The 24031-nt window shown below is 50.3% G+C and carries 17 protein-coding genes and 1 pseudogene; 8 read left to right on the top strand and 10 right to left on the bottom strand.

Going from position 1 to position 24031, the window contains the following annotated elements; genetic code table 11:
* The 7 genes and pseudogenes from BLQ17_RS07755 to cdaA form a co-directional block, all read right to left on the bottom strand.
* Positions 1 to 359 (bottom strand): annotated as a pseudogene (locus BLQ17_RS07755) (hypothetical protein); the annotation flags it as partial.
* Between the two features lie 428 nt (positions 360 to 787).
* Positions 788 to 1513: a class I SAM-dependent methyltransferase gene (locus BLQ17_RS07750; protein ID WP_092221520.1), complete on the bottom strand. Its 726-nt coding sequence runs from the start codon at positions 1511 to 1513 to the stop codon at positions 788 to 790.
* Positions 1514 to 1515: 2 nt separating this feature from the next.
* A complete protein-coding gene (locus BLQ17_RS07745; protein ID WP_092221518.1) occupies positions 1516 to 2778 on the bottom strand; it encodes a glycosyltransferase in 1263 nt (420 codons plus the stop codon).
* A gap of 8 nt (positions 2779 to 2786) precedes the next feature.
* On the bottom strand, positions 2787 to 3653 hold the full coding sequence (locus tag BLQ17_RS07740) for a glycosyltransferase family 2 protein (RefSeq protein WP_092221516.1): 867 nt from the start codon (positions 3651 to 3653) through the stop codon (positions 2787 to 2789).
* A 41-nt stretch (positions 3654 to 3694) separates the two neighbouring features.
* Positions 3695 to 5047, bottom strand: a complete 1353-nt coding sequence (gene glmM / locus BLQ17_RS07735; protein WP_092221514.1) for a phosphoglucosamine mutase — start codon at positions 5045 to 5047, stop codon at positions 3695 to 3697.
* Positions 5044 to 6171 carry a CdaR family protein gene (locus BLQ17_RS07730; RefSeq protein ID WP_092221512.1) on the bottom strand — a complete coding sequence of 376 codons (1128 nt, stop codon included), beginning with the start codon at positions 6169 to 6171 and terminating at the stop codon, positions 5044 to 5046. Before BLQ17_RS07730 ends, glmM begins: the two co-directional genes overlap by 4 nt.
* Entirely contained in the window at positions 6171 to 6959 is a 789-nt protein-coding gene (cdaA, locus tag BLQ17_RS07725) for a diadenylate cyclase CdaA (RefSeq protein ID WP_092221510.1), read from the bottom strand. The genes BLQ17_RS07730 and cdaA overlap by 1 nt, the downstream gene beginning before the upstream one ends.
* A gap of 353 nt (positions 6960 to 7312) precedes the next feature.
* Between cdaA and BLQ17_RS07720 the strand changes: the two genes are divergently transcribed.
* Together BLQ17_RS07720 and BLQ17_RS07715 are read left to right on the top strand one after the other, a co-directional pair.
* Positions 7313 to 10846 carry a DUF748 domain-containing protein gene (locus BLQ17_RS07720; protein ID WP_176761133.1) on the top strand — a complete coding sequence of 1178 codons (3534 nt, stop codon included), beginning with the start codon at positions 7313 to 7315 and terminating at the stop codon, positions 10844 to 10846.
* Positions 10847 to 10908: 62 nt separating this feature from the next.
* A complete protein-coding gene (locus tag BLQ17_RS07715) occupies positions 10909 to 11391 on the top strand; it encodes a PGPGW domain-containing protein (protein WP_176761132.1) in 483 nt (160 codons plus the stop codon).
* A 91-nt stretch (positions 11392 to 11482) separates the two neighbouring features.
* On the opposite strand, the gene BLQ17_RS07710 is transcribed toward BLQ17_RS07715, so the two are convergent.
* Positions 11483 to 13036, bottom strand: coding sequence for an AmpG family muropeptide MFS transporter (locus tag BLQ17_RS07710; RefSeq protein ID WP_092221504.1), 1554 nt, complete (start codon positions 13034 to 13036; stop codon positions 11483 to 11485).
* Positions 13037 to 13181: 145 nt separating this feature from the next.
* Between BLQ17_RS07710 and cysS the strand changes: the two genes are divergently transcribed.
* The 5 genes from cysS to mpl all read left to right on the top strand — a co-directional run bounded on the left by cysS (position 13182) and on the right by mpl (position 19935).
* Positions 13182 to 14654, top strand: coding sequence for a cysteine--tRNA ligase (gene cysS / locus BLQ17_RS07705; RefSeq protein WP_092221546.1), 1473 nt, complete (start codon positions 13182 to 13184; stop codon positions 14652 to 14654).
* A 75-nt stretch (positions 14655 to 14729) separates the two neighbouring features.
* Positions 14730 to 15530: an AmmeMemoRadiSam system protein B gene (gene amrB / locus BLQ17_RS07700; protein WP_092221502.1), complete on the top strand. Its 801-nt coding sequence runs from the start codon at positions 14730 to 14732 to the stop codon at positions 15528 to 15530.
* Between the two features lie 17 nt (positions 15531 to 15547).
* On the top strand, positions 15548 to 18082 hold the full coding sequence (hrpB, locus tag BLQ17_RS07695) for an ATP-dependent helicase HrpB (RefSeq protein WP_176761131.1): 2535 nt from the start codon (positions 15548 to 15550) through the stop codon (positions 18080 to 18082).
* Between the two features lie 197 nt (positions 18083 to 18279).
* Entirely contained in the window at positions 18280 to 18468 is a 189-nt protein-coding gene (locus BLQ17_RS07690; protein WP_092221498.1) for a hypothetical protein, read from the top strand.
* A gap of 3 nt (positions 18469 to 18471) precedes the next feature.
* The gene (gene mpl / locus BLQ17_RS07685) at positions 18472 to 19935 is read left to right on the top strand and encodes a UDP-N-acetylmuramate:L-alanyl-gamma-D-glutamyl-meso-diaminopimelate ligase (RefSeq protein ID WP_245695034.1); all 1464 of its coding nucleotides are present in this window, start codon (positions 18472 to 18474) and stop codon (positions 19933 to 19935) included.
* 139 nt (positions 19936 to 20074) lie between these two features.
* Here the strand turns inward: mpl and BLQ17_RS07680 are convergent, their stop codons facing one another.
* Complete coding sequence (locus BLQ17_RS07680) at positions 20075 to 20395, bottom strand: Hpt domain-containing protein (RefSeq protein ID WP_092221496.1); 321 nt, start codon at positions 20393 to 20395, stop codon at positions 20075 to 20077.
* 171 nt (positions 20396 to 20566) lie between these two features.
* Here BLQ17_RS07680 and tilS point away from each other — a divergent pair, with 171 nt between their 5' ends.
* Positions 20567 to 22030: a tRNA lysidine(34) synthetase TilS gene (gene tilS / locus BLQ17_RS07675; RefSeq protein ID WP_092221494.1), complete on the top strand. Its 1464-nt coding sequence runs from the start codon at positions 20567 to 20569 to the stop codon at positions 22028 to 22030.
* A gap of 41 nt (positions 22031 to 22071) precedes the next feature.
* Here the strand turns inward: tilS and selB are convergent, their stop codons facing one another.
* The gene (gene selB, locus BLQ17_RS07670; protein ID WP_092221492.1) at positions 22072 to 24006 is read right to left on the bottom strand and encodes a selenocysteine-specific translation elongation factor; all 1935 of its coding nucleotides are present in this window, start codon (positions 24004 to 24006) and stop codon (positions 22072 to 22074) included.
* Positions 24007 to 24031 lie beyond the last annotated feature (25 nt).

The following is a 24031-nucleotide window of genomic DNA, read 5'->3' as shown; positions in this document are numbered from 1 at the left end:
ACTGAGAGATACGGGGCTCTCAAGGAAGAAAGCGGCAATTGGTCCAGAATTGTGCGCATCTGGCTGTCGCAGGGAATGTTGTCCAGATGGTAGACTGAATGCAGATTATGCTCTTCCTCTCTACGCCTTTTGTCAAAAGCCAGAAGCGATGGGTCCTTGAGGTGGAACATGGCAAAGGCAGACATCACTGCATCAACAATGCTGATTTTTGTGTTCGCACCACGGTTGTCCGGGATGTTCTGGAAATCCCGCCGAATCACTGCAAGAAGAGAATCTGCGCTGAGGTGTTTTCTCACTTTTCTGCCAGATGCTACTGTCGGGGTTAAAGCTTTGCTCGTTTGGTATGCTGATACTTTCATCGCGTCTCCTATGTATGGGCTTGATATCACATAGAAAACGCGCGACACTTCTTTGTAGGTTTGTCAAGAAAAAAGTGTCATGCTAAAAAATATTTTTCACATTATTTCAATAGATTAAGTTCATACTTCATATTAAATGTTTACGAAAGATGATTTTGCTGAATGGCGCAATTTCAATGACTTATATTTACATCGGGAATAGCTGACACAAAAAGAGGTATGCACTTACTACTTCTCTTTTTATTTCCTATTTTATCAAAATTATTAGATGCAGTAGAATTTATCATAAAAAATAATCTGTTGCCATATGGCGTTCTACGATTACTAGTAAAGCTATACTCTGCTATTTATTATATGAAAGGTACATCTTTAAGAAACAAAAAATTATCAAAACAGAAAGTCTGTACATAGAATTAGCAAAAATATTGCTACTTACTTGACTTAACTTTATATACTAACGTAGGGCTGATGAATGACAAAAAATCTAATATTTTTGCAGGGAATTTATTTGCAATCGCTATTAGCAAACATTTTTTATTTTCTATCTCAACAGTCTCTCGGAAAGCAGAAGTGCAGATATTTTCAAATATCAACCCTGATTTTATTAACATTTTTTCCAACTCACCGAGTGACAATGGATTACAATCATAATTTTCTATCCTCTTGACAAGGTTCAGATAATTGTTCCTCAAGTTATGAGGCAACCAACTCAAAAAAATAATGTTATAATGCGGTTCAACCAACATCCACCGATTGGGAGTTGCTAAATAACCACTTCCCTCTTTTCTCAATACTCTATTAATCTCTTCTAAGTGATGCTGTTGATTCTTTAAATCGCCAACATGTTCAATAACATGATTTGATATTACAATGTCAAAAAATTCATCTTCAAATGGCAATTTTGTTCCTGTTACTTTTTGGAATTTAAAATTATTTTTAAAATCACATTGATCTACAACATCTACAGCAGTAACATCGAAATTCATCAATTGATGTGTAGAAAAATAATTTGCAATTCCTCCAGAACCAGTTCCAATCTCTAATATTTTCTTTTTTTTTAATGATGGTTGAAGGTTGAGAAGAGATTCAATTTTTTTTCCTTTCAATCTTCTAGAGTTACTATCAAAATTTACATATGGTTTGTGTTTATCCATTTTTAGTTAAAAAAACCACGTTTTTTATTGCAATGCATGAAGCATTTAATATTTTTTAAAAAAATCTTGTCATATTTAGTTACAATAACTTTCCACTCGTAATTTTCAACACAGAATTCTCTTGCTTTTTTTGCAATTTCCTGAAAATTATTGTTGTTTTTCAATACAAAGATAATCTTTTCGGATAATTTTTTTGAATTTCCTGCCACAACCAAAAACCCAGTTTCATTGTCGATGACAATATCCCCTACTCCTCCAATATCTGATGCGATAACAAGACATCCAGACATCGCCGCTTCAACAAAGGTAAGGCCAAATCCTTCGGTGTCTCCATTTTTATCTTTGATAGATGGTCCGATAAAAATATCTGCGGTGGCATAATATTTGGCTATTTCTCCATTAGAAACGGCTCCGACAAAATGAATTTTATCCTTCAGGCCTATAGATTCTGTTTGTCTTCGTAATTTATTCTCCAATTCCCCACTACCGACGATCAGTAATCTTGCGTCTGGTTCATATTTAAGGACATCGGGCATAGCATCAATCAGGTGTTTAACTCCTTTTTTCTCAGTTAATCTTCCGACAAAAAGTAATACAGGACCATTTATATTGTAACGTTTTAAGAGAGAAAGATCTTTTCTCTCGGATGTAAAAACTTGGCTATCTACCCCCATTGGAATGATATCTAATTTTTTATCAATACATATAGATTCAGAAACGGCATCGACAAGTGCCTGACTAACCACGGTCCCAGTATTAATTTTTTTTAAAGTAAAACGTTTGACCAAGTTAAAACCAGCCCCACTTAAGCCAAAGATATCTGCTCCGTGCGCTGTAGCAACAACCGGAACACCTGTTATAAGCTTAACTAAAACAGCAACAAATCCTTGAGGAATTATCCAGTGCGCATGAATCACATCTGGTTTGTTTTTAATTACCAGCTTCAACAATGAGAAGAATTGAGCAAAAAGAAAAAACGGAACCAAACCATAATAGAGTCTGTTACTTTTTAATGTGGGAAGAATTCCCGTGGAACCAGCTAATTTTTCATATCTGGTCCAAAAGTAACGAAATCGGTAAACACTTATGTTCTCCAGATTTTCCTTTCTAAGGGCACCCGGATAATGAGGTGTGTGTACGATAACATCAAACTTTTTGGTTAACCTTCTTGACAGTTCGTAAACAAAAGGAGGGTCGGTATCCTCCTTCCATCGTGGAAAGGTCGATGTTACGACCAGAAGTTTAGGCTTTTGTTTCCTAATCATGCTTGTGACTACTCACTTCGTTCATAACGCATCTGTGATATCTGCTCGGAAACAAGCCCCATCATGCCTATTATGAGCGAACTTGAGAAAAGAAGTGCCGACATGTTGGTAAAACGGCTCGAAACCATGAACGTGTAGAAATAGTAGAACAGTCCTATTACAAACAGGCTGAAACTCACTGGAAGGAACACTCTCAACGGCGAAAAAAGTGTAGCAACTTTGGATATTATCAGTAGAAAGCGAATCCCATCATGCACAAGCTTAATCTTGCTTTTTCCTTTTCTGGCAAGTGTTTCAATCGGCACATACTTGACTGTATAGCCGCTTCTGAGATAGGCCATGGTAAGTGTAGAAGGATAGGAAAATGTATTTGGCAGCAGATAGATAAACTGCTTAACAACATTTTTTTTTATCAAGCGAAACCCTGAGGTAAGGTCTTCCACCTGGAATTTTGTTACATAAGAAGCAAACCAGTTGTAAATTTTATTCGCCAGATCCCGGTGAAGACTTGTGTCTGATTTATTGTTCCTGGCCCCTACTACCATATCGTAGCGGTCTTTGTATTCAAGGAGTTTTGCTATATCTTCGGGTTTGTGCTGGCCGTCGGCATCCATCATTATTATATACTCGCCGCGGGCCATTCTCAGTCCGGTCTTGATGGCTGCACCGTTACCGATATTATACGGATGCGGCCAGACATTTGCTCCGGCGTCCATTGCCGCCTGCATTGTGTTGTCCGTTGACCCGTCGTCGATTACCAGGATTTCAAAATCGGGATAAAGTCCATGTATCTTTCTGATAGTCTCGCCGATTGCAAGTTCTTCATTATACGCCGGTAGTAGGATTGTCACCTCAACGCTGTTGTCGGCGGCCATTTTTTCTCCTGATAATATCTGTTGGGTTGCTTTATTTCTTGTTAGTTATTCTCAACCTGCATCACCAGTCCGCAAAGTTCATCGGCTATGGTATTGATCTCTTTTTCATCCCGGCCTTCAACCATAACCCTGATTACCGGTTCGGTTCCCGACGGGCGTACCAGGATACGGCCGTTGCTTCCAAGCTGGTTTTCAAACGTTGTTACCGCTTCAGAGAAACCGGGGATTGAATCAACAGCTATCTTTGACGATGTTTTTACGTTTTTCAGCACCTGGGGGAAACTCTCCATGACAGCAGCTATCTCGGAAAGCGGTTTTCTGCTCTTTTTCATTACCGAGAGCAACTGAAGCCCTGCCAGAATACCGTCGCCGGTGGTAATATGGTCGAGAAAAATGAGGTGTCCCGACTGTTCGCCGCCAAAAGAGTAGCCTTTTTTGCGCATGCATTCGACAACGTATCTGTCGCCTACAGCGGTGCGGACCATCTTGCCGCCCATCCGTTCCATTGCCAGTTCAAGCCCCATGTTGGACATCACGGTGGACACCAGGGTCTTTTTCTTCAACTTTCTTCTTTTAAGCAGCTCCTTGGCGCAGATCGCCATTATATGGTCGCCGTCGACAATCTCCCCCTTCTCGTCGCAGACGATCAGCCTATCGCCGTCGCCATCGAGCGCAAGCCCTATATCCGCCCCCGTCTCTCTCACCTTCGCGGCCATCTTTTCAGGATAGAGCGCACCGCACTCATGGTTTATGTTCTTCCCGTCGGGCGCAACACCCAGGGTCGTGACCTTTGCGCCCAGTTCGCTGAACACATGCGGTGCGACCCCGTATGTGGCGCCATTGGCGCAGTCGAGGACGATATGGAAGTCATCGAGAGTGAATTTTTTGGGAAATGTATTTTTCAAGAAGACAATATAGCGCCCCCTGGCATCGACGATCCTTGCCATCTTGCCCACTTCATCGGCAACCGGACGTAGGGCGGCCATTTTCTGGGAAAAGATCAGGTCTTCGATATCCGCTTCCACCTGGTCGGGAAGCTTGAAGCCGTCATTTGAAAATATCTTGATTCCGTTATCCTGGAACGGGTTGTGGGACGCGGAGATCACCACCCCTGCGTCGGCACGCATTGAGGTGGTGATAAATGCAATCCCCGGGGTAGGCATGGGCCCCAGCAGCAGAACGTCGACCCCCATGGAGCAGATACCTGCTGCGAGGGCGTTTTCAAACATATAGCAGGACTGCCTGGTATCCTTTCCTATGACGATTCTGTGGCCTTTGGGTTTGTCTTTTACGATGAACGCGATCGCCCTTCCCACCTGCATGGCGATCTCTATGGTCATGGGATAGCTGTTGGCAACACCCCGAATCCCGTCTGTACCAAATAACTTTCTCATTGCTCGATATATTTTTTTACCCGATCTCTTTTTATAACAATCACACCGCCAGAACCTGCGCTGTTGCTCTCTTCGCGTATCTGTTTGACAAGCTTTACCATTTCAACATCCGCTTTCCCGGAAGCGGAAAACTGTACGTGACCACTCTCCCCTTTTGGCCGCGATCCGGATTTTTCATTGGCGAGAAAAACCGTCTGCGGATTTACCTCGACAACTTCAACCGGAAAGCCAGCACTGGATTTGGCGGAAACAACGACTCTCAACCCATCGTACCCGGTTTGTCTTTCAGCGGTGACACTGATAAAATCGTTGGGGTCGGTTGTTTTCTTGAGCAGCAGGTCCGGCACCCTTGCAGTTACCTGTACGGTTGGCGGATCGACCACCACCGGCGCCCCGTCTATTGTCACATGAACCTTCAAGTCATCGTACACAATCGTCTGGGTTTCCAAGGCGATATGTAGTTCTGCCGTAACCGAAGTCTCACCGATCAGCTCCACGATCGCAGCATCAAGCTCAAGCGGCACCTGCAGTTGGCCAGACTGCTTGACCCCGGTCAGGTTGATCGCCTTGGTGTACAATTCGTCCACCTGCGAAAGAATGGTCTGGGGGCCGGTAATTGTTATTTCGGCGGGATCCGTTGTCAGCGATTTGATAAAGTAACCGTTTGCCACCTTGCCTACCGTCCTGGCGCTGACCGGAAAATGTTTCTGGATCAGCTTGTCAAGGGACAGGATGATGGAAGAGGGTTGAACCCGCTGCACCGTAACCCCGCGGGGGACCGGGACCTGTTCGTTTCTGGTCTCGATAACCATGGAACCGGGGGAGGCTGAGGAGAGGTCCACCTGCCTGGTCACGCCTTTTTCCGCCATCTCCATGATCTGGGTTCTCGGCCCGCTGACCGTGACCTCCATCTCTTTCTTGAACTGGTTGGATATCACCAGGTCCCGGGGCAGGTTTATTATCTCCAACGGAACCATGACGGTTTTATCAACCCGGTCCTCGCCGCCGACAAAATACCAGAGAACCACGGCAAGGAAAAGAGAGATGAACCTGAGCAGCCAGTCCCTGGAGAAGAGGGTAGCTAATACCTTAATGTCAAAAATAGAACTGAGTTTATCTTTCATTACTTGCTGATCCAGTTTCTCCAGTTTGATGCGCGGTTGTTCTGACCGATAAAAATTGCCCTCAGGTTGTTGGTAAGACTTATTTCATCCTCCACGGTGGTGAGCGCCCCGTGCCTGACTATGGATATTTCCTGGGTTTCTTCTGAAACGACCAGGACCACGGCATCGGTCTCTTCGCTCAGTCCGATCGCCGCCCGGTGCCTGGTTCCATATTTTTTGTTAATATACGGATTCTGCGTGAGAGGCAGAATACAGCCGGCATGGCTTATTTTCCCTTCACTGACGATCACCGCCCCGTCATGGAGCGGGGAGACCGGCATAAAAACGGAGATCAGCAACTCCTTGGTGAGATTTGCGTCAAGCTTGAACCCCGACTCGATAAAATCGCCGAGTCCGGTGTCCCTTTCCAGGACAACCAGCGCACCTATGCGCCTTTTTGCCAGATAGAAAAGGGTCCGGATAATTTCCTCCAGATCCTTTTCCAGGATATCATGCCCCTGGTGAAAAGGGGACTTTCCCACCCTGGTAAGCGCCCTTCTGATATCCTGCTGAAATACAATGATAACGATGATCAGGATGGAGCTGAGAAAAGTCTGGAAAATCCACTTCAAAGACGACAAATCGAGCACGGTAGCCATGAAATAGACTACGGTCAGGATACCGATACCGACAACCATCTGTACCGACCGGGTCCCTTTTATGATGGATATCAGCTGATAAATGACAAAAGCCACCACCAGGATATCAACAAGATCCTGCCAGCGAAAATAGCTGAAATTTTCTAACATGAACCGTTGATTAATGTAAAAGTTCTAAATATTTGCAATCAGTGGAATCGAACTGAGAACCTGCCAACCTCCAAAACTATAGCACAGCTTACCAGAGATTGAACAGTTATTACACTGGAATATATATTATTTTTGCATATTACGGAGTTTTTTCTTTTATGTTTAATATCTTCAATTTACATATCGGATTCGATGGGCTAAAAATATGCCCACAGTGATGGTGTTACACTTGTTGATTTTGTTGTCGTATCCCATTGTCATTTTCAGACTGATCTATAGATATGCCAGATCGTTTCGGACAAATCCCGATTCAACCGGAAGGGGCTGTATCACCAAAGCCCAAGGACCCCAGCGTGGCCAAGCCGCATGAAGATGCCGGCCCCAAGCCTGAGGTGGACAAGCCCCGCCGGAAGGCAAGAAAAAGAGTTTCACCTCGCCGGTTGTCCCCTGTGCTGCAGCTGAAAAAAAAACATTTTCTCTGGGGGCTGATTCCGCTTTCACTGGTACTGCTTTACAGCCTTATCGGATTTACCGGAGTGGCGTACTATTTTACGCATATTTTCCCGGAAAAATTCAAGGAGAGGACCGGCTACACCCTCACCCTCTCGGAGATACACTTCAATCCGTTCACTTTCAGGTTCTTAACAGGTCCGGTATCGATTCACCGCAACTACGCTGAGCCTGTCGTCTCGATCGGCTCGCTGGATTTAAAGCTCAAGCCGCTGCCGCTGCTGCGCAGGGACATGATCTGTTCCAGCGTGACCATAGACGCCCCCGTGGTAAACATTACGAGAAATTTGAACAGGACCTACAATATAGAGAATATTTTTCGTACCATCCCGGAGCGAAGCGACAAAGAGTCCGGAGACATGATGGGCTTTTCCGAACTGCCCTTCTATTTCTCCCTCAACAATATCGCTATTACCGGCGGTAAGGCGCAATTTACCGACATACCGGCAGGAAAAAAACATCTGGTTGAAAATATCGAGCTGAAGCTGCCGACCTTTTCCAACATCCCCTTTCAGGCGAAAAAATATATAAGACCATATTTTTCTGCCACCATTAACGGAAGTCCGGTGGAGCTCACCGGACACGCCCTGGCCGGATACGGCGAGGGAGGCAATCAGCCGACCCAGCTTTCAAGCGATATTAAAAAACTCGACCTGAGCAGCTACGTATCCTATCTTCCAATCGACCTGCCGCTTGAAATAAGCGGCGGTTTTGCCGACGGCAAGATAGATCTCTATTTTGATCCAAAGGAAGAAAAATCGAACAAACTCTCGCTCAAGCTTGACCTGAAGCTCACCGGGGTAAAGGCGCAAAACAAGGAAGAAACCATAAAGTTGGCCGTTCCTTCCATGACCGTCAACGGCACCTTCAACCCCACCACCAATGCGCTTACCCTGCACAAGCTCATCTACCAGAGCCCGAAGATAACCTCCAGGGACAGCTCATATCTTACATACCTCGACGCCCTGTTTCCCCATAAGGACAAATCAGAAGGGGAAAAAATCGATGTCAACGTGGAGGCAAATCCCTTTTCCCTGCGCCTCGAAAGCGTCAACCTGTTTGACGGCACCCTGGAATTTATCGATGGAGCCAGGGAAAAAACTGCAGCCGATACCTGGTTGAACCTGCAGTTCCAGGTGAAAAACTTCTTCTACTGTGAAAACCCGAAAACCGCCACTGCCGGCCAGGCCGATTTCCGCATTACCGGCGAGCATGGTGAAGACGGATCAATCCTCGCCTATGCAGGAACAATAGATCCGGAACAAACAGTCAGAGGCAAACTCAAGCTCCTCAACATTCCGGGCGGCGTGCTTTTCCATACACTGCTCAGCACCACAGGCAGGGAGTTCAAGGGACTGGCAAACCTTACCGGCAACCTTGAGATTAAAAGAGACAAGAAACAAGGTACCTTCAACCACCAACTGGCTGACGGCTACCTTTCAATTACCGATTTTATCGTCAAAGACGGGAAAAAGAATCTACTGACGGCGCCGCTCATAACTGCGGGCCCGATCCGGATGGAGGACCGGGAACTCTACCTGGGCAAGGTTGTCGCAAAAAACAGCACCACCAACTACACCATAGGCACCCGTCCCGGGGTATTAAAAAATCTTGCCGGCAAAGAGCTGAAATACAGCAGCATCAACTACACCGGCGACCTGATTCTCCACCCGCCGGCACAGCCTGACAGCGAGGTCATCTTCTCAGATTTCTCCCTTGAGACAACAGAGGTTGCCAACCCGGAAAAAAACCGGGAAAATATTATTATATCAGGAACCCTGGGAGCCATAGGCAAATATGAGGCAAAAGGTACCTTTTCCCTTAACCCGTTTTCGGCAAAACTTGACACCGAATTCAAAAAACTCCAGGGCCGCTCCACTCTCGCGCTTTTCTCGCAATCCGCTTTTTTTGACAAACTCTACACAAACTTCAGCGGTAAAGGATCCCTGACACTTCCCGGCGGCTCTTTTTCAGGTGATATCACCCTTCATAAGGGGTGGTACGAGCTCGCGAAAAACAACCCGATCCACTGGAACGAGCTGACTATAAACGGATTGAGCTACACAGATTCCCCTGCAAATCTGTCGATGGATCATATCCTGGCAAACGGTATTGACTACTCCTGGAAAATGAGAAAAACCAGTGGCGACCCCATAACAACAGCCGCCAGCGCCATCCGGGAAATGACAATGATGACATCCAGGGACAAAAAACAAGGTTTGCCGGCAGCTGTTGCTGTTGAAAAAATCGACGTAAAAGGGAGCACCCTCAAAATTGAGGATTCACGGATGACCCCGGTGTGGAGTGAAACCCTGTCCCGCCTTGAGGGAACGGTTGTAACCCCCGCTTCGGCAGGCGGAGAGAAAAGCAGCTCGTTTTCCTTTACCGGCCTACTTGATCAATCGTCTTTTGCGATGTCCGGCACGAGTTCGCTTTTTGCTCCAGCTGCCAAAACGTCCTACAGCTTCAAGATAAACGATTACCCTATGGCATCATTTCACCGGCAGCTGCAGGGAGCGGCGGGAATCGATACATCTTCCGGGCGGCTCTCCCTGGAGTGCTCCACCGAAGTCGACCGGGATGAAATCAGCGGCTCCGGCGAAATAACCTTTACCGACCTCTATCCGCAATCGGCCGCCACCAGTTCCGGCCTTGCCCTTGCGCTGCTGTCCGATCTAGACAACAAATTCACCGTGCCTTTCAGCTTTTCGGGCTCGGACAAAGACAGGAACACGGTTCTTTTTGAAGAGATATATGCCGCGGTCCAGACTCTGCTCATCAAGGCGGAACTTTCCCCCGTGCTTCTCGCCGGAGACGAGTTCAGCGAACTGCTCGACGCCGGCACTATACTGTTTGAACCGGGGGAATTCACCCTCACCAAGGATGATGTGAAGTTGCTTGGGCGCTACACGGAGCTGCTGAAAAAGCATCCATTTGTCGGTTTAACCCTGAGGGGGATCCCCAGTCAGGCGGACCGTCCGGCCATAGAGAGAAAACTGCAGCGAAGAGAAAGCCAAAGGGTCAGGGAGGCCAACGAAATACATCTGAAAAAGTATTTGCAGGAAAAAGAGCTCTTTGAATCCGGCCTTGGGTCAAAACAGAGCGAAACTGCCGAAACCGGGGATATAGTCGAAAAAGATATTCCGCAAAAAATCCTTTCCGGCTTCACCCCGGAAAAAGAGCGGAAAATCAACGTGGCCAATTCGATGTTGCTGGACATGGCTACAAAACGGGTTACAGTAGTAAGTGAGTATTTTGCTCCCCTGTCGTCCCTTGAATTCAAGCGTATACAGGTGGAGCTTCCGAAACAACCGGTAACAGAAAATGACGCCGGACCACCGGGGGTATCGATTACCCTGCGAGCGGTGGAACGGTGAATGAACCGTAAATATTGGTTCTGCACTATTTAAGTCAGATGCGGTAAGTGATGATAAGCAGCATGTTTTCCTTTTTCTCAGCGGCAACAGATCTGCCAGCTAATTGGTCCGAACTGCTCGCCACCATGGGGATCACGCCCCAGGAGCTTGAAACCGTGCAGACAGGCTCTTTTTTCGGCTGGCTTGCCCTGGTCTCCGCGGCAACCTTTGTCCTCAGTCTTCTTTTGATACCGTGGATGGTGGCAAGACTGCCAAGCACCTACTTCCTTGATTTTTCAAAGTCTCGTCGGCCAAAAGCCGGAAACGGTCTTTTCCTGATGCTGTTCGTGCTGAAAAACCTGGTGGGAATCGTACTTCTTGTTGCCGGCATAGCGATGCTTTTTCTTCCCGGCCAGGGCATCCTGACCATCCTGATAGCGCTCACCGTCCTCTCTTTTCCGGGAAAACAGCGCCTTATAGGCGCCATTATAGGCAGCGACAAGGTCCAGAAGAGCATGGACTGGATCAGGAAGAAAAAGGGCAAGACTCCCTTTCTGTGGCCGTAACCGCATAAACAGCCGATGGCCGCTGGTCATTTCCGTGCAAAGCCTCCTGCTGCACCGGACGCCGAATGGCGTTGGCCCATATATCCAGGGTTCACGCAACCCTTTTGTGTACCAGCCACACCAGAAACATCACCGGGATCCCCAGAACGGCGGTGAGCAGGAAGAATCCGCTGTAGCCAAGGCCGGACACCATAACCCCCGAATAGCCGCCGAAAAGTTTTGGCAACAGGGTCATCAGGGAGCTGAAGATGGCATATTGTGTGGCGGTAAAGGAGATATTGGTAAGGCTTGACAGGTAGGCGACAAACGCGGTTGTGGCGATTCCTGCCGAGATATTGTCGGCGCCGATCACCGCCGCCAGCATCATTACATCACTGCCCATCCCGGCAAGGGCCATGAACAGAAGGTTGGTCGCCGCCGAAAGCACCGCACCAAGAAAGAGGATCAGGTGCACCCCGTACCTCGCGCTCAGGGTTCCTCCAAGAAAACAGCCGACAAGGGTCATGGCGAAGCCGAAGGTTTTGGTCACCCCGCCGATAACGTTTTTGGAAAATCCCAGATCGATATAGAAGATATTTGAAACAACCCCGAAAACGATATCGGACAACCGGTAAAACCCGACCAGCATCAGGATGAGCAGCGCCGTCCTGGCACCGTACCTTTGAAAAAATTCGCGGATAGGATCAACATAGCTGCGGCTGGCCATTTCCATATCGACCAGCTTGCACCGCACCATCCCAAGCCCGGCACAGCAGCTGCACGCCGCTGCAAGCGAGAACCTGATCAGCTCCCTGAGAAAAGACCCCAGCACACTATCAAAAAACGACGCCTGGCCACCGCTGACGCCAATCCAGTCAAAGAGTGCTGAAGAGTTAAAAAAAGTCAGGCCAAAAGTTGTCATACAGAAGAGAAACAGTATAAAGAGCCTGAAATACTGGTCCGCCGAATAACTGTAGGAGGAGACCTTCCTGTTTTCACCGGGTTCGGCGATAACAAGGGTCGTTGCCACCCCTACGGTCATGATCGCTGCCATCGCCATATAGGTCCTGCTCCACGCACCATAGCTGTACATTTCGCTAGTCGTACCCAGATAATCAGCAAGAAACAGGGAGCCTGCACCGGCAACCAGCATTCCGGAGCGGTATCCGACAATATACATCGAGGCGAGCAGCGCCTGCATCGACTCCTCGGCGCATTCAATCCGGTAAGCGTCGATTACAATATCCTGCGTCGCCGAAGAAAAGCCGAGCATCACCGCAGCCAGCGCCATCACTGTGAGAAACTCTTCCCCTGAGACGGGGTTTATCGAACTCATCCACAAGATCGCACCAATAATCGACATCTGGGAGAGCAGCATCCATGACCTTCTCCTGCCCAGCAGCCTGGTAAGAACAGGAAGAGGCAGCAGGTCGACCAGCGGAGCCCACAGAAATTTAAAGGAATATCCCAGGGCAGCCCAGCTGAAAAACGTCACCGCCGACCGTTCAACCCCTGCTTCCGTGAGCCAGACAGAGAGTGTGGAGAAAATCAACAGCAGGGGTATCCCCGCGGCGAAGCCGAGAAACAGCAGCGCCACGGCCTTTGGCTGCAGCCAAGCCTTCATTGTCTGCCCCCAGCTGCGTTTTTCTTTTATGATCCGGCTCATTGTTGTCTTTTCCTTACAATAAGATTATGGTATTCCACCTGGGCGGCAACTGTAACCGCAACAGGGCAATAAATATAGCAAAGTGCCTGCAGGCGCTGTACATAATACATCAGACCCGAACTGTCCATAACCAGTTCAGATGAAAATGAATATTCGAATCCACAACACTCTATCAGGAAAAAAAGAACTTCTCCAACCCATCGAAGAGGGCCATGTAAAACTTTATGTATGCGGCATCACCTCTTACGATTACTGCCACATAGGCCACGCCAGATCTTCCCTCGCCTTTGACATGGTAGTGAGGTACCTGCGCTATCGCGGCCTGAAGGTTACGTTCGTCCGCAACTTCACTGACATAGACGACAAGATCATCGCCAGGGCAAATGAACAGGGAACCAGTGCCGAAGAGTTGGCGAACAGGTTCATCGAAGAGTTCTATACCGACATGGACGCGCTGGGAGTGGACCGACCCGATATCGAGCCCAAGGCAACCGAACACATCCCTGAGATGATCGCCCTTATTGAAGAACTCGTCCGGCAGGATAAAGCCTACCCCTCAGGGGGAGACGTCTATTATGTTGTCGACAGCTTCCCCGAGTACGGCAAGCTGTCAGGCAGGAATATCGAAGACATGAAAGCGGGAGCCCGCATCGCCGTTAACGAACAGAAAAGACACCCGATGGATTTTGTGCTGTGGAAAAGCTCCAAGCCGGGCGAACCCAAATGGGACAGCCCCTGGGGACCCGGCAGACCGGGATGGCATATCGAATGTTCGGCGATGAGTAAAAAATATCTTGGGGAAACCTTCGATATTCATGGCGGCGGCCAGGATCTCATTTTCCCGCACCATGAAAACGAAATCGCCCAGAGCGAAGGCGCAAACGGCAAAAAATTCGTCAACATGTGGATTCACCACGGCTTCGTCACCATACGCGATGAGAAGATGTCGAAATCGCTGGGCAACTTCCTCACCATTCGCGACATCCTCAACAACTATCACCCGGAGATCCTGAGGTTTTTTATTTTTTCCACCCACTACCGAAACCCTCTGGATTTCAGTGAATCGGCAATGCAGGATGCGACCAGCGGCCTTGAGAGACTCTACGAATGTGTCGCGGCCATCGATGAACTCAATGAACAGGACACCACGGACCATTCCCCTTCCATCCTGACGGACAAGGATGGTGCCAAGCTGGGGCAGCTTGAAAGCCGTTTCCAGCAGGCCATGGACAACGACTTCAATACCGCCCAGGCTCAGGGCGTCTTCTTCGACACCGTTAAAACCTTGAACCGCATCAGAAGGCAGCTTGGCGTTAGTCCGTCGTCATCTGATATAGCAACTCTTAAAAAGAGTGTTGCCACCCTCAGGAACCTGGCCGGGATCATGGGACTGCTCACAGAAGATGCGAAAACTTTCCTGGCAAAGAGGAAACAGGAAATGGTTGCCGCCTGCGATATCGACGTAGAGACCATCGAATCGCTTATTAACGAAAGAATCCAGTGCCGCAAGGAAAAAAACTGGGCGAGAAGCGACGAGATCAGGGACGAGCTTCTGGCAAAGAATATAGAACTCAAAGACGGCCCCGACGGAACGACTTGGGTTGTACGGACAACTTGAGATAAAATAGAGAAAGAGCAGGTTGGCAATCAACGCAGATCCATCACATGCAAACAACATTTCACGGGGGACACCATGAGACAACCAATCGTTGCGGGTCGGTTTTATCCCGGTTCGCCCCAAGCCCTTTCGCAAACCCTGCAGGACCTCTTTCCAACTGAAAAGCAGGAAAAAACAGCCGCCCGGGGGGTGGTTTCCCCCCATGCCGGGTATGTATTCTCAGGCGGGGTGGCGGCAAAAACACTGAGCATGATCGATATTCCCGAGACCGTGCTCGTCATCGGTCCGAACCACCACGGACGAGGTGCAGCCGTCGCCCTGTCCGGTGAAGACTGGAACATGGTGACAGGTATCGTGCCCAACGCCTCCGGACTGACTGCAGCGCTGAACTCCCACTGCGACCTGATACAGACAGACGAGCTGGCTCACCGCGACGAACACTCCCTGGAGGTGCAGCTGCCGTTTCTCCAGGCATTACAGAAGAACCTCACCTTCAGCGCCATGGTGGTCTCAAGGCTCTCTTACCAGCAGTGCACCGAGGTGGGTGAAGCGATCGCCCGTGCCATCACCGAATATGGCAAAAAAGTGTTAATCGTCGCATCTTCCGACATGAACCACTACGAATCACGAAGTGTCAGCCGGAAAAAAGATCAAAAAGCCCTCGATGCCATCATGGCACTTGACAGCGAAGAACTCTATCGCACCGTATTTGCCAACAGTATCTCCATGTGCGGGGTAATACCGGTGGTGATAACCATGGTGGCGACACGCATTCTCGGCACGGACAGGGCCACCCTGGTGGAATACACCGACTCGGGCGCCGTAAGCGGTGATACAGACCAGGTTGTGGGGTATGCCGGAATCATCATGCATTAAACCGGGTGGCGGTAGCCGTGGGTGAACTCAAGCTGCCTGATCTTCCGGTCAACACCGTCCTGCCCCGGCTAAAAGAGATACTGGGTTCTTGCTCAGCGGTGCTTTCGGCTCCGCCCGGCTCCGGCAAGACCACCGTAGTACCCCTGGCCCTTGCCGGTGAGGGGTGGCTTGACCGCAAAAAAATTCTTCTTCTGGAACCCAGGCGGTTGGCGGCGAGAATGGCCGCCGATCGGATGAGTTCGCTTTTAGGGGAACAGGTCGGCCAGAGCGTCGGCTATCATATCAGGTTCGAGCGTAAAGTCAGCAGCACTACCCGGATAGAGCTTGTTACCGAAGGAATCCTTACCCGCCGGCTCCAGCACGATCCGCTGCTCGAGGATGTCGGCCTGATCATCTTCGACGAGTTCCACGAACGGTCTATCCACGGCGATCTTGCCCTGGCCCTCTGTCTTGAAATCTGCGAGGTCAGAGAAGACCTCAGGCTGCTGGTGATGTCGGCCACCCTGGACGCTGAGCCGGTGGCGTCGCTTATGGGTGGAGTTCCGGTAATTTCGGCCAAGGGACAATCCTTCCCGGTGGAAGTAACATATCTTGCCCGTCCGGCAGCCTGTTCCATGATCGACTCGGTCTGCCATAACCTTTTAAGGGCGGTACAGACAACCGGCGGCGATATCCTCACGTTTCTGCCGGGCAATTACGAGATTCGCGCTGTTGAGAGAAGACTTCTTGACGATCCTCTTTTCAGCTCCATTTCGATTGCCCCCCTGATGAGCGGCCTCGGAAGAAAAGAGCAGGATTATGCGGTAAACCCCGACCCCGATGGCAAACGTAAAATCATCCTTGCAACTTCCATCGCCGAGACAAGTCTTACCATTGAAAACGTCGAGACCGTTATCGACTCCGGCTGGTCACGGCTGCCGGGCTTCGACCCCCGCACAGGGCTCAACAGCCTCCAGACGGTGAGGGTATCAAAGGCTGCGGCAGACCAGAGAAAAGGACGTGCCGGCCGTCTCGGTCCGGGCCGCTGTATGCGGCTATGGACGGAAAACGAACACCATAGTCTTCCCGCCTTTCATCCCCCCGAGATTATCACCGCAGACCTTGCCAGCCTCGCCCTGGAACTGTTCCGGTGGGGCAGCGGCGATCCAACAACCCTCAAGTGGCTTGATCCGCCGCGAAAAAGCCAGTACGATTCGGCGGTAAAGATGCTGCGCACCCTTGGGGCGATAGACGAAAAAGGCAGGATAACCGCGACCGGGAAAACCCTCTGCTCCCTTCCGGTACACCCCAGGCTCGGCAATATCCTGTTGCGGGCAAAGCAGATGAATATTGCCGGTCTGGGCTCAGATGTCTGCGCTCTTTTATCGGAAAATGATATTTTCAAAAGAGGACAGGCACCCTCTTCGGACATTCTTGAAAGACTTTTCCTGCTTGAGAAATGGCGCGACCAAAACTCCTTGTACATAACCCGATCCGGCGGCTCCCTGTCGGGTTGCAGGCGGGTTGCCAAAAGCTCCGCCCAGTTCCTCAGGATGCTGAAATGGTCACGGGGAAAATATGATCTTAACGAGCTTGCCGATCTTCTGATTCCCGGATTTGGTGACAGAATCGCGGCAAATAGAGGCAGCAACATGGGAAAATTCCTGCTTTCCTCTGGCCATGGCGGCTCTGTTGCGGTTGACGACCCGCTCTGCCAGGTGCCGTACCTGGTGGCACTGCAACTCAGCTCGGTAAAAGGAGAGGGCCGCATACATCTTGGCCTGGCCGTCACCAGGGATCAGCTGCTGCATCACGACGGCCTGATAACAAGAGAAGACCTTACCTGCTGGGACAGGCAGAAGCAGGATGTTGTCGCGACGTCCACCACCATGCTGGGAGAGATCACCCTTGCCCGCCAACCTCTTGAACAGATCGACCCCCAGCAGCTGCAAAACTGTCTGCTGGAGGGATTGGCCGAGCTCGGAGTCGGCTGTCTTCCCTGGAACAATAAAAGTCGTCAGCTCCAGGCCAGGATCACCCTTGCCCGCCACCTCCTGCCCGGGGAAAACTGGCCCAGGGTCGACGACACCGCCCTGTCTGCAGACTTTGACTGGCTCTCTTATTATCTTGCCGGGATCAGGAAAATTTCGCAGCTCAAGAGCCTTGATCTTTTCTCGATCCTCAAGGCACAGCTGAGCTGGCAGCAGCAGCAGAACCTGGAGACTCTTCTGCCGGGCTCAGTTGTGGTGCCAAGCGGTTCCAGAATATCCATCGACTATCTCCAGGATCCACCGGTGCTCTCCGTTCGTATTCAGGAGATGTTCAGTGCGACGAGCACCCCCACCGTGGGTGGCGGTGATATAGCCCTGGTTCTTCACCTGCTCTCGCCTGCAAACCGGCCGATCCAGGTAACCAGCGACCTTGCCGGTTTCTGGCAGCGGAGCTACCCCGAGGTGGTCAAGGAACTCAAGGGCAGATACCCGAAACATTTCTGGCCCAAAGATCCGGCTACGGCACAGGCCACGCGAAAAACCAAGAAGATGATGGACAGAGCCGGTAATAAGGAACGGTGATCCTCACATGCTGATTTTGTTATCATGCACGTTGTGTAATAATCAGTTGTGGAATAAAGTTGGTGTATGACGTATTAATCTACCAGTTACGGGGATGGCTTGACCGGTTATTCCCGACACACCGCCTCCGCTGCTCTCACGACGAACTGGCCTTCTTCATGCGGCGGAGGCGTTTATTGATAAAAGGAGTATAAGTAATGAACGACGCTAGAAACAACACCTCAAAAAACATCGAAAAATCAGATGTTTCCAATGAGACTATTTTAAAATTCGCTAAAGAGATCACGGTAAAATTTATCGAGGTAGGCAGGGTGACGCCGGCGACCTTTGCCCATACTTTTGACAACATTTACACGACAATCGCCAACAGTGTACGAAACCGATAAGTTATGATGAATCTTGACCCAGCCTATAATTACGCACCGGAAAACATACGCCACATTCACCTGATGGGGATCTGCGGCACCGGCATGGCAGCCCTTGCCGGCATGTTGAAGAGATCGGGATACCGGGTTACCGGAAGCGACAGCAACGTGTATCCGCCAATGTCCGATTTTCTGGCGGACCAGAAAATAGAGATCGAAAACGGCTATCGCCCGGAAAACCTCAATCCACCACCCGATCTGGTGATCGTCGGCAACGTTATCACCAGAAAAAACCCGGAGGCGGTCGCACTCTCACAAACCGATATCCGCTACCTCTCCTTCCCCCAGGCGCTGTCTCATTTTTTTATCAGCTTACGCACGTCGCTGGTTATTGCCGGGACCCACGGGAAAACGACGACATGTTCGCTGCTCGCCAGCAGCCTTTATCACGCCGGGCTTGATCCCACCTTCATGATAGGTGGAATCGTATCCGAATTCGGCACCAATTTCAGGCTGGGCGAAGGGAGCTATTTTGTTGCCGAAGGTGATGAGTACGACACCGCTTTTTTTGACAAACAATCCAAGTTCCTGCACTATCGCCCCCAGGTTGCGGTCATCACCTCCATCGAGTTCGACCATGCCGACATCTTTGCCGATCTTGACGCCATCAAGCGCTCCTTTGCCAAATTTGTCTCCCTTATTCCCGAAGACGGCCTGCTGATTGCCAACTTTGATGATGAAAACGTCAGGGAAATTGCGGCAAAAGCGCGCTGCCGGGTTGAAAGTTACGGCCTGGGCCAGTCCTGCAGCTGGACCTTTAAAAACCAGCAGACATCAAGCGGTAGTTCCAGTTTTGAGATTTTTCACAACAGCCAGTTGTGGGGGAAGATGGAGCTGGCAATGGCAGGGACGCACAACTGCCTTAACGCTCTGGCCGTCTGTATCGTCATGGATCACCTGGGGGTATCCGTCAATGCAATGACGAAAGGACTGGCTCGGTTCAAGGGGGCCAAAAGACGCCAGGAGGTGCGCGGTGTGGTTGACGACATCACTGTCATCGATGATTTTGCCCACCATCCCACCGCGGTAAAGGAAACCCTCGCATCCCTTAAACAGAGCTATACCGGAAAACGGCTGGTGACGGTCTTTGAACCGAGAACCAACTCATCGAGAAGGTCGGTGTTTCAAAACGACTACGTCAGTTCTTTCGATGCGGCGGACATGGTCATCCTGCGCGAACCTATTCCGATAGAGGGACTGCCTGAAGATGAGCTTTTTTCTTCGTCAAAACTGGCGCAGGATCTTACCCGGGATCGCAAGGTCATGGCTTTTTCCTTTGACACTACCGAAAAAATCCTGGAGTTACTGCAGGACGTGCTCAGGCCAGGGGACGTGGTGGCGATTCTGTCCAACGGAGGATTCGACAATATCCACAACAGGCTGCTGGAACAGCTGCGCAACATGACGACAGTGTCTTTTGCCAAATAAAATAACAGGAGAGGCTCCGGGGAGAAGCAGTCCGCTGCACCCCTGACACTGTTCCCGGAGCCCGCTTTATAAATCAGTATAAGTTTACCAATTGTCTGTTTCCGCTCCCCGGATAAACCAAAGGGAAATCCCGTTTAATCTAGGCGAGCAACGAGTCAACCGCCGCCCTGAGTTCTGCAGCCAGTTGACCGCAATCGCTTTCAGTATCAACTTCCTTGCCGATTTTCTCCAGAACGAACGCTTTTTTTGCGTTCTCTTCCAGGCCGAGGTTGAGAAAAGCGCCTTTTATTTTATGGCCCGCTTCACCCAACCGTTTGTAATCATTATTTTTCAGGGCTTCCTCCACATCATCCATATGTGAACAAAGGGTTTCCAGAAAACGCGGCAACATCTCTGCGATCTGGGATTCGGTAAGATGATACTGACTCGCCAGGTGCTGCCTTATCTGCTCTACGCTCATGTTGCTTTCACCATAAAAGGCAGCCAGGCCGCCTTTTTATTAAATATCCATTTTTTACAGGAGTTGCGCTGTCTCATCGCTAAATGTCACGTGCCAGCCGTGAACCTACGTGTTATGCTGTAGTAATTATAGCAAATCAATAACCAAGAATTAAGCCATAACTGCATTCACTTGACTGACACCGAACTTACCCCCCTGGCCCAAGCCGTAAACGAGGTCATCAACAGACATAACCTGGCCGCACCCGACCACCGCATGGTCATTGGTGTGTCGGGCGGTTCCGACTCCGTAGGCCTTCTTCACCTGATGGCAGAGATTTTTTCTGCTGCGCAGCTTGTCGCTGTCTATGTCGACCACGGACTGCGCCCGGGGGAGATTGATGAGGAAAAACGGGCGATTGCTAAAATCTGCGCCGCGCTTGGCGTCACCATCCGGTGTGTGACGGTAGCGGTAAACGAACTCGCCGAAGAGGAACACCGGTCAATAGAGGAATCCGCACGTATTTTGCGATACCGGGCACTGGAAGGGATCCGCAAAGAGGAACAAGCACATCATATAGCCGTAGGCCACACCGCCGACGACCAGGTAGAAGAATTTTTCATCCGCCTTATCAGGGGCAGCGGGCTGAAGGGATTTGCCGGAATGCAGATCTGTCATGGCAGGATCATAAGACCCCTGCTGCTGCAGACAAAGAGCGAAGTTAAGAGTTATCTGCAGACCCTGGGGGTCGGCTGGTGTTTGGATTCCTCCAACCTGGACCGCAGGTTTCTGCGCAACCGCATCAGGCTCGAACTGCTGCCGATGCTCAGAAAAGAGTTCAACCCGGCCATCGACCGGCGCGTTCTCAACACCATGGATATCATCAAAAACGATGACGATTTCCTCGAACAATTTACAGCCGACCGGTTCAGGCGATGTACCAGTGAAGAAAACGACGGGGGAAAAAACAAAAAAATCCTGGTGCAGTCAAACGCGCTGCTCAGCGAGCATCCGGCAATTGCCAGGAGAATCCTTGAAAAATGTTTCTGGGCAATGGCGATCCGCCCGGACTTCGAACAGATAACTACAATCACCACCATGCTGGAAAATTACAGCCAAGACCGCCGCAACCAGGCGGTCTGCGAGCTTCATCTGCCGGACGGGGTACGGCTCTACCTGAAAGAAGATATACTGGTTTTCAGCCGCCCCCTGGCAGAGGGCGCCACAAGAGGCTCCGCCCCTGCCCCCGCTCCGTATCGTCTGATGGTGGAAGGACCAGGCTGTTATCCAGTGGCGGCCATAGGAAAAACGGTGGTGCTGACAAGAATAGAGGCTGATGCACCTGCCATCCGGGTTGACAAAACGGGCACCGTTCTTTCAGTGGCCGTCGACAACCTGCAGTTTCCTCTTGAGATTCGTCCTTTTTACCAGGGCGAGAAATTCACTCCGTTTCACCTGAAAAAAAAGAAGAAAATTGCCCGCTATTTCAACGAGAAAGCCATCCCATCCCGGCTGCGGTCAAGCTGGCCGCTGCTCGTTCACGACAACGAGGTGGTGGCGGTAATCGGACTTGAAATCGACTACCGCTTTCGGCTGCAGGCCACCAGCCGGACAATCCTGCAGATCGAACTGGTCGACACTGACAGCTTGAAATAACTTTTCACATAATACCTTTTTGCCCTGGTTCCTGTACAACGCTACGAAACCTTCTTGCGCAAGATTCTCTTATCGCCGACACGCATGGTTATTTTCACCCGGTCGAGGTATTCGAGCACAGGAATGGAAAATTTTCTGGTAAGCCCGGTAAGCTCCTTAAACGCCGGGGCGTCAATCTCGCCGTTTTTCTCTATATGGGAGACAACGGAGTCGATCAGCGGATCGATAACTTGTCTGGCGTAGTACAGGCTCTCGCTGATCTTTACCAGCTGTCCCTCCCTGAGCTGCAGGCTGATAACCTCCTTGACCAGGGTTGCAGGATATTCGTCGAAATGGTCCATGGTCTCTTTTATAGTCGGAGTATAGAGCCCTTTCTCGCTGTACCACCTGGCAAGTTCCTGCTGGAGCTCTTTTTCATCCGCCTTGAGCGCGACTTCATGGCCGGCCATGCGGATATCAGAGCCCTCCTGGACCATGACGTTTTTTTTGACCAGATCGTTGACGCAGTAATTAAACACCTTGGGGTCCACCGCCCGTCCCAGGCTGGACCGCAGTTCTTCCTTGGCCAGGCCGGGCAGCATCGGCTTATCCCTGTGATGTTTTTCAAGCCTTGCAACCAGCATGTCCTTTATCTTTTCGGCTATTTCAACAACCACGTAGCGCTGGGTAGCCGAATCCACCACTGCGATCTTCTTTTGCGAGATCGGGTTCTGCAGAGCCTTGTTCAGGTGTTTGCCGAACAGGCCGAGACGTATAGACATCTCCTCGGCGGTAAGCCCCATTTCCTGCTTTTCGCTCAACAGGCACAGGATCTTGTCCTCGACCGTCCCTGACTGCATAATTTCAGCAACACTGCGATTATACTCGCGGTCTTTTTCAACCAACCTCTTCCTTTTTCTCGGCGAAACGTTACCGAGCACAGTCCCTCCGCCGATGGTCAGGATCGGGGAGTAGCTGCGGATAACATACTTGTCCCCCGGCCAGACCGAAGCCTTGTCCTCGAGCAGGAACTGGACCACCGCTTCCTCCCCCGGCTGCAGTTCATCGCGGTCAAGAAGGGATATCCTGCCGAGAATCTCGGCGGTTCCCAGGTGAACCCGCACCCTGGTGCGATGTTTCAGCGGCTTTGGATTTGCCCCGAGATAGATCAAGTGGCAGTCGAGCATATAGCTCGGCTTCAAGGTGTTTGGCGGCGCCAGCACCATTCCTCTCTTTATTTCATCGGTGTCAACACCCTGCAGGTTTATCGCGGTCCTGTGCCCCGCTTCCACCTGTTCTACCGACCGGGAATGCACCTGGATACCGCGGACCTTGGCAACCCGGCCCGATGGGTAGAGGCATAGTTCTTCGCCAATCTCTGTTCGTCCGGATATCGATGTTCCGGTTACCACCGAACCGAACCCTTTCACGGCAAAAATCCGGTCCACCGATAACCTGAAGGGCCCGAACACCTCGGTGAAGTTATGCGCCCGGACCATCTTGTCGATTTCCTTGCGCACCTCTTCAATACCTTCACCGGTTATTGAAGAGACGTTTATTATCGGCGCACCTTCAAGAAAGGAACCTTCGCAGAACTCGACGACTTCATCGTTGACCATTTCCAGCCAGTCGGAATCGACCATGTCTTTCTTGGTGATAACGACAATCCCCTGCTCAATACCCATCAGTCGGCAGATGTCGAAGTGCTCCACCGTCTGCGGCATGATCCCTTCGTCGGCGGCAACGATGAAGATGAGGATATCGATTCCGCTAACACCCGAGACCATGGTCTTGACGAACTTCTCATGGCCGGGAACATCGACAATCCCTATACGATGGCCACATGGAAGGTCAAGGTAGGCGAACCCGAGTTCAATGGTTATTCCCCGCTTTTTTTCTTCCTTGAGCCTGTCGGTTTCAAAACCTGTCAGCGCTTTTACGAAGCTTGTCTTGCCGTGGTCGACGTGTCCCGCCGTTCCTAGTACTATTTCACGCATCGTATGTGGTTACCGAAATAATATT

It is taken from the genome of Desulforhopalus singaporensis (assembly GCF_900104445.1).
Taxonomy (GTDB): Bacteria; Desulfobacterota; Desulfobulbia; order Desulfobulbales; family Desulfocapsaceae; genus Desulforhopalus_A; species Desulforhopalus_A singaporensis.
This window is presented reverse-complemented; position numbering and strand designations above follow the sequence as displayed.

What these genes read in the sequence shown, in the direction of transcription:
- mpl (WP_245695034.1), top strand. Translation starts at nt 18,472, where the DNA reads ATGATGAATCTTGACCCAGCCTATAATTACGCACCGGAAAACATACGC.
- BLQ17_RS07740 (WP_092221516.1), bottom strand. Translation starts at nt 3,653, where the DNA reads ATGGCCGCCGACAACAGCGTTGAGGTGACAATCCTACTACCGGCGTAT.
- BLQ17_RS07745 (WP_092221518.1), bottom strand. Translation starts at nt 2,778, where the DNA reads ATGATTAGGAAACAAAAGCCTAAACTTCTGGTCGTAACATCGACCTTT.
- amrB (WP_092221502.1), top strand. Translation starts at nt 14,730, where the DNA reads ATGAGACAACCAATCGTTGCGGGTCGGTTTTATCCCGGTTCGCCCCAA.
- BLQ17_RS07710 (WP_092221504.1), bottom strand. Translation starts at nt 13,036, where the DNA reads ATGAGCCGGATCATAAAAGAAAAACGCAGCTGGGGGCAGACAATGAAG.
- BLQ17_RS07750 (WP_092221520.1), bottom strand. Translation starts at nt 1,513, where the DNA reads ATGGATAAACACAAACCATATGTAAATTTTGATAGTAACTCTAGAAGA.
- glmM (WP_092221514.1), bottom strand. Translation starts at nt 5,047, where the DNA reads ATGAGAAAGTTATTTGGTACAGACGGGATTCGGGGTGTTGCCAACAGC.
- selB (WP_092221492.1), bottom strand. Translation starts at nt 24,006, where the DNA reads ATGCGTGAAATAGTACTAGGAACGGCGGGACACGTCGACCACGGCAAG.
- BLQ17_RS07730 (WP_092221512.1), bottom strand. Translation starts at nt 6,171, where the DNA reads ATGAAAGATAAACTCAGTTCTATTTTTGACATTAAGGTATTAGCTACC.
- cysS (WP_092221546.1), top strand. Translation starts at nt 13,182, where the DNA reads ATGAATATTCGAATCCACAACACTCTATCAGGAAAAAAAGAACTTCTC.
- cdaA (WP_092221510.1), bottom strand. Translation starts at nt 6,959, where the DNA reads ATGTTAGAAAATTTCAGCTATTTTCGCTGGCAGGATCTTGTTGATATC.
- BLQ17_RS07680 (WP_092221496.1), bottom strand. Translation starts at nt 20,395, where the DNA reads ATGAGCGTAGAGCAGATAAGGCAGCACCTGGCGAGTCAGTATCATCTT.
- BLQ17_RS07690 (WP_092221498.1), top strand. Translation starts at nt 18,280, where the DNA reads ATGAACGACGCTAGAAACAACACCTCAAAAAACATCGAAAAATCAGAT.
- BLQ17_RS07715 (WP_176761132.1), top strand. Translation starts at nt 10,909, where the DNA reads ATGTTTTCCTTTTTCTCAGCGGCAACAGATCTGCCAGCTAATTGGTCC.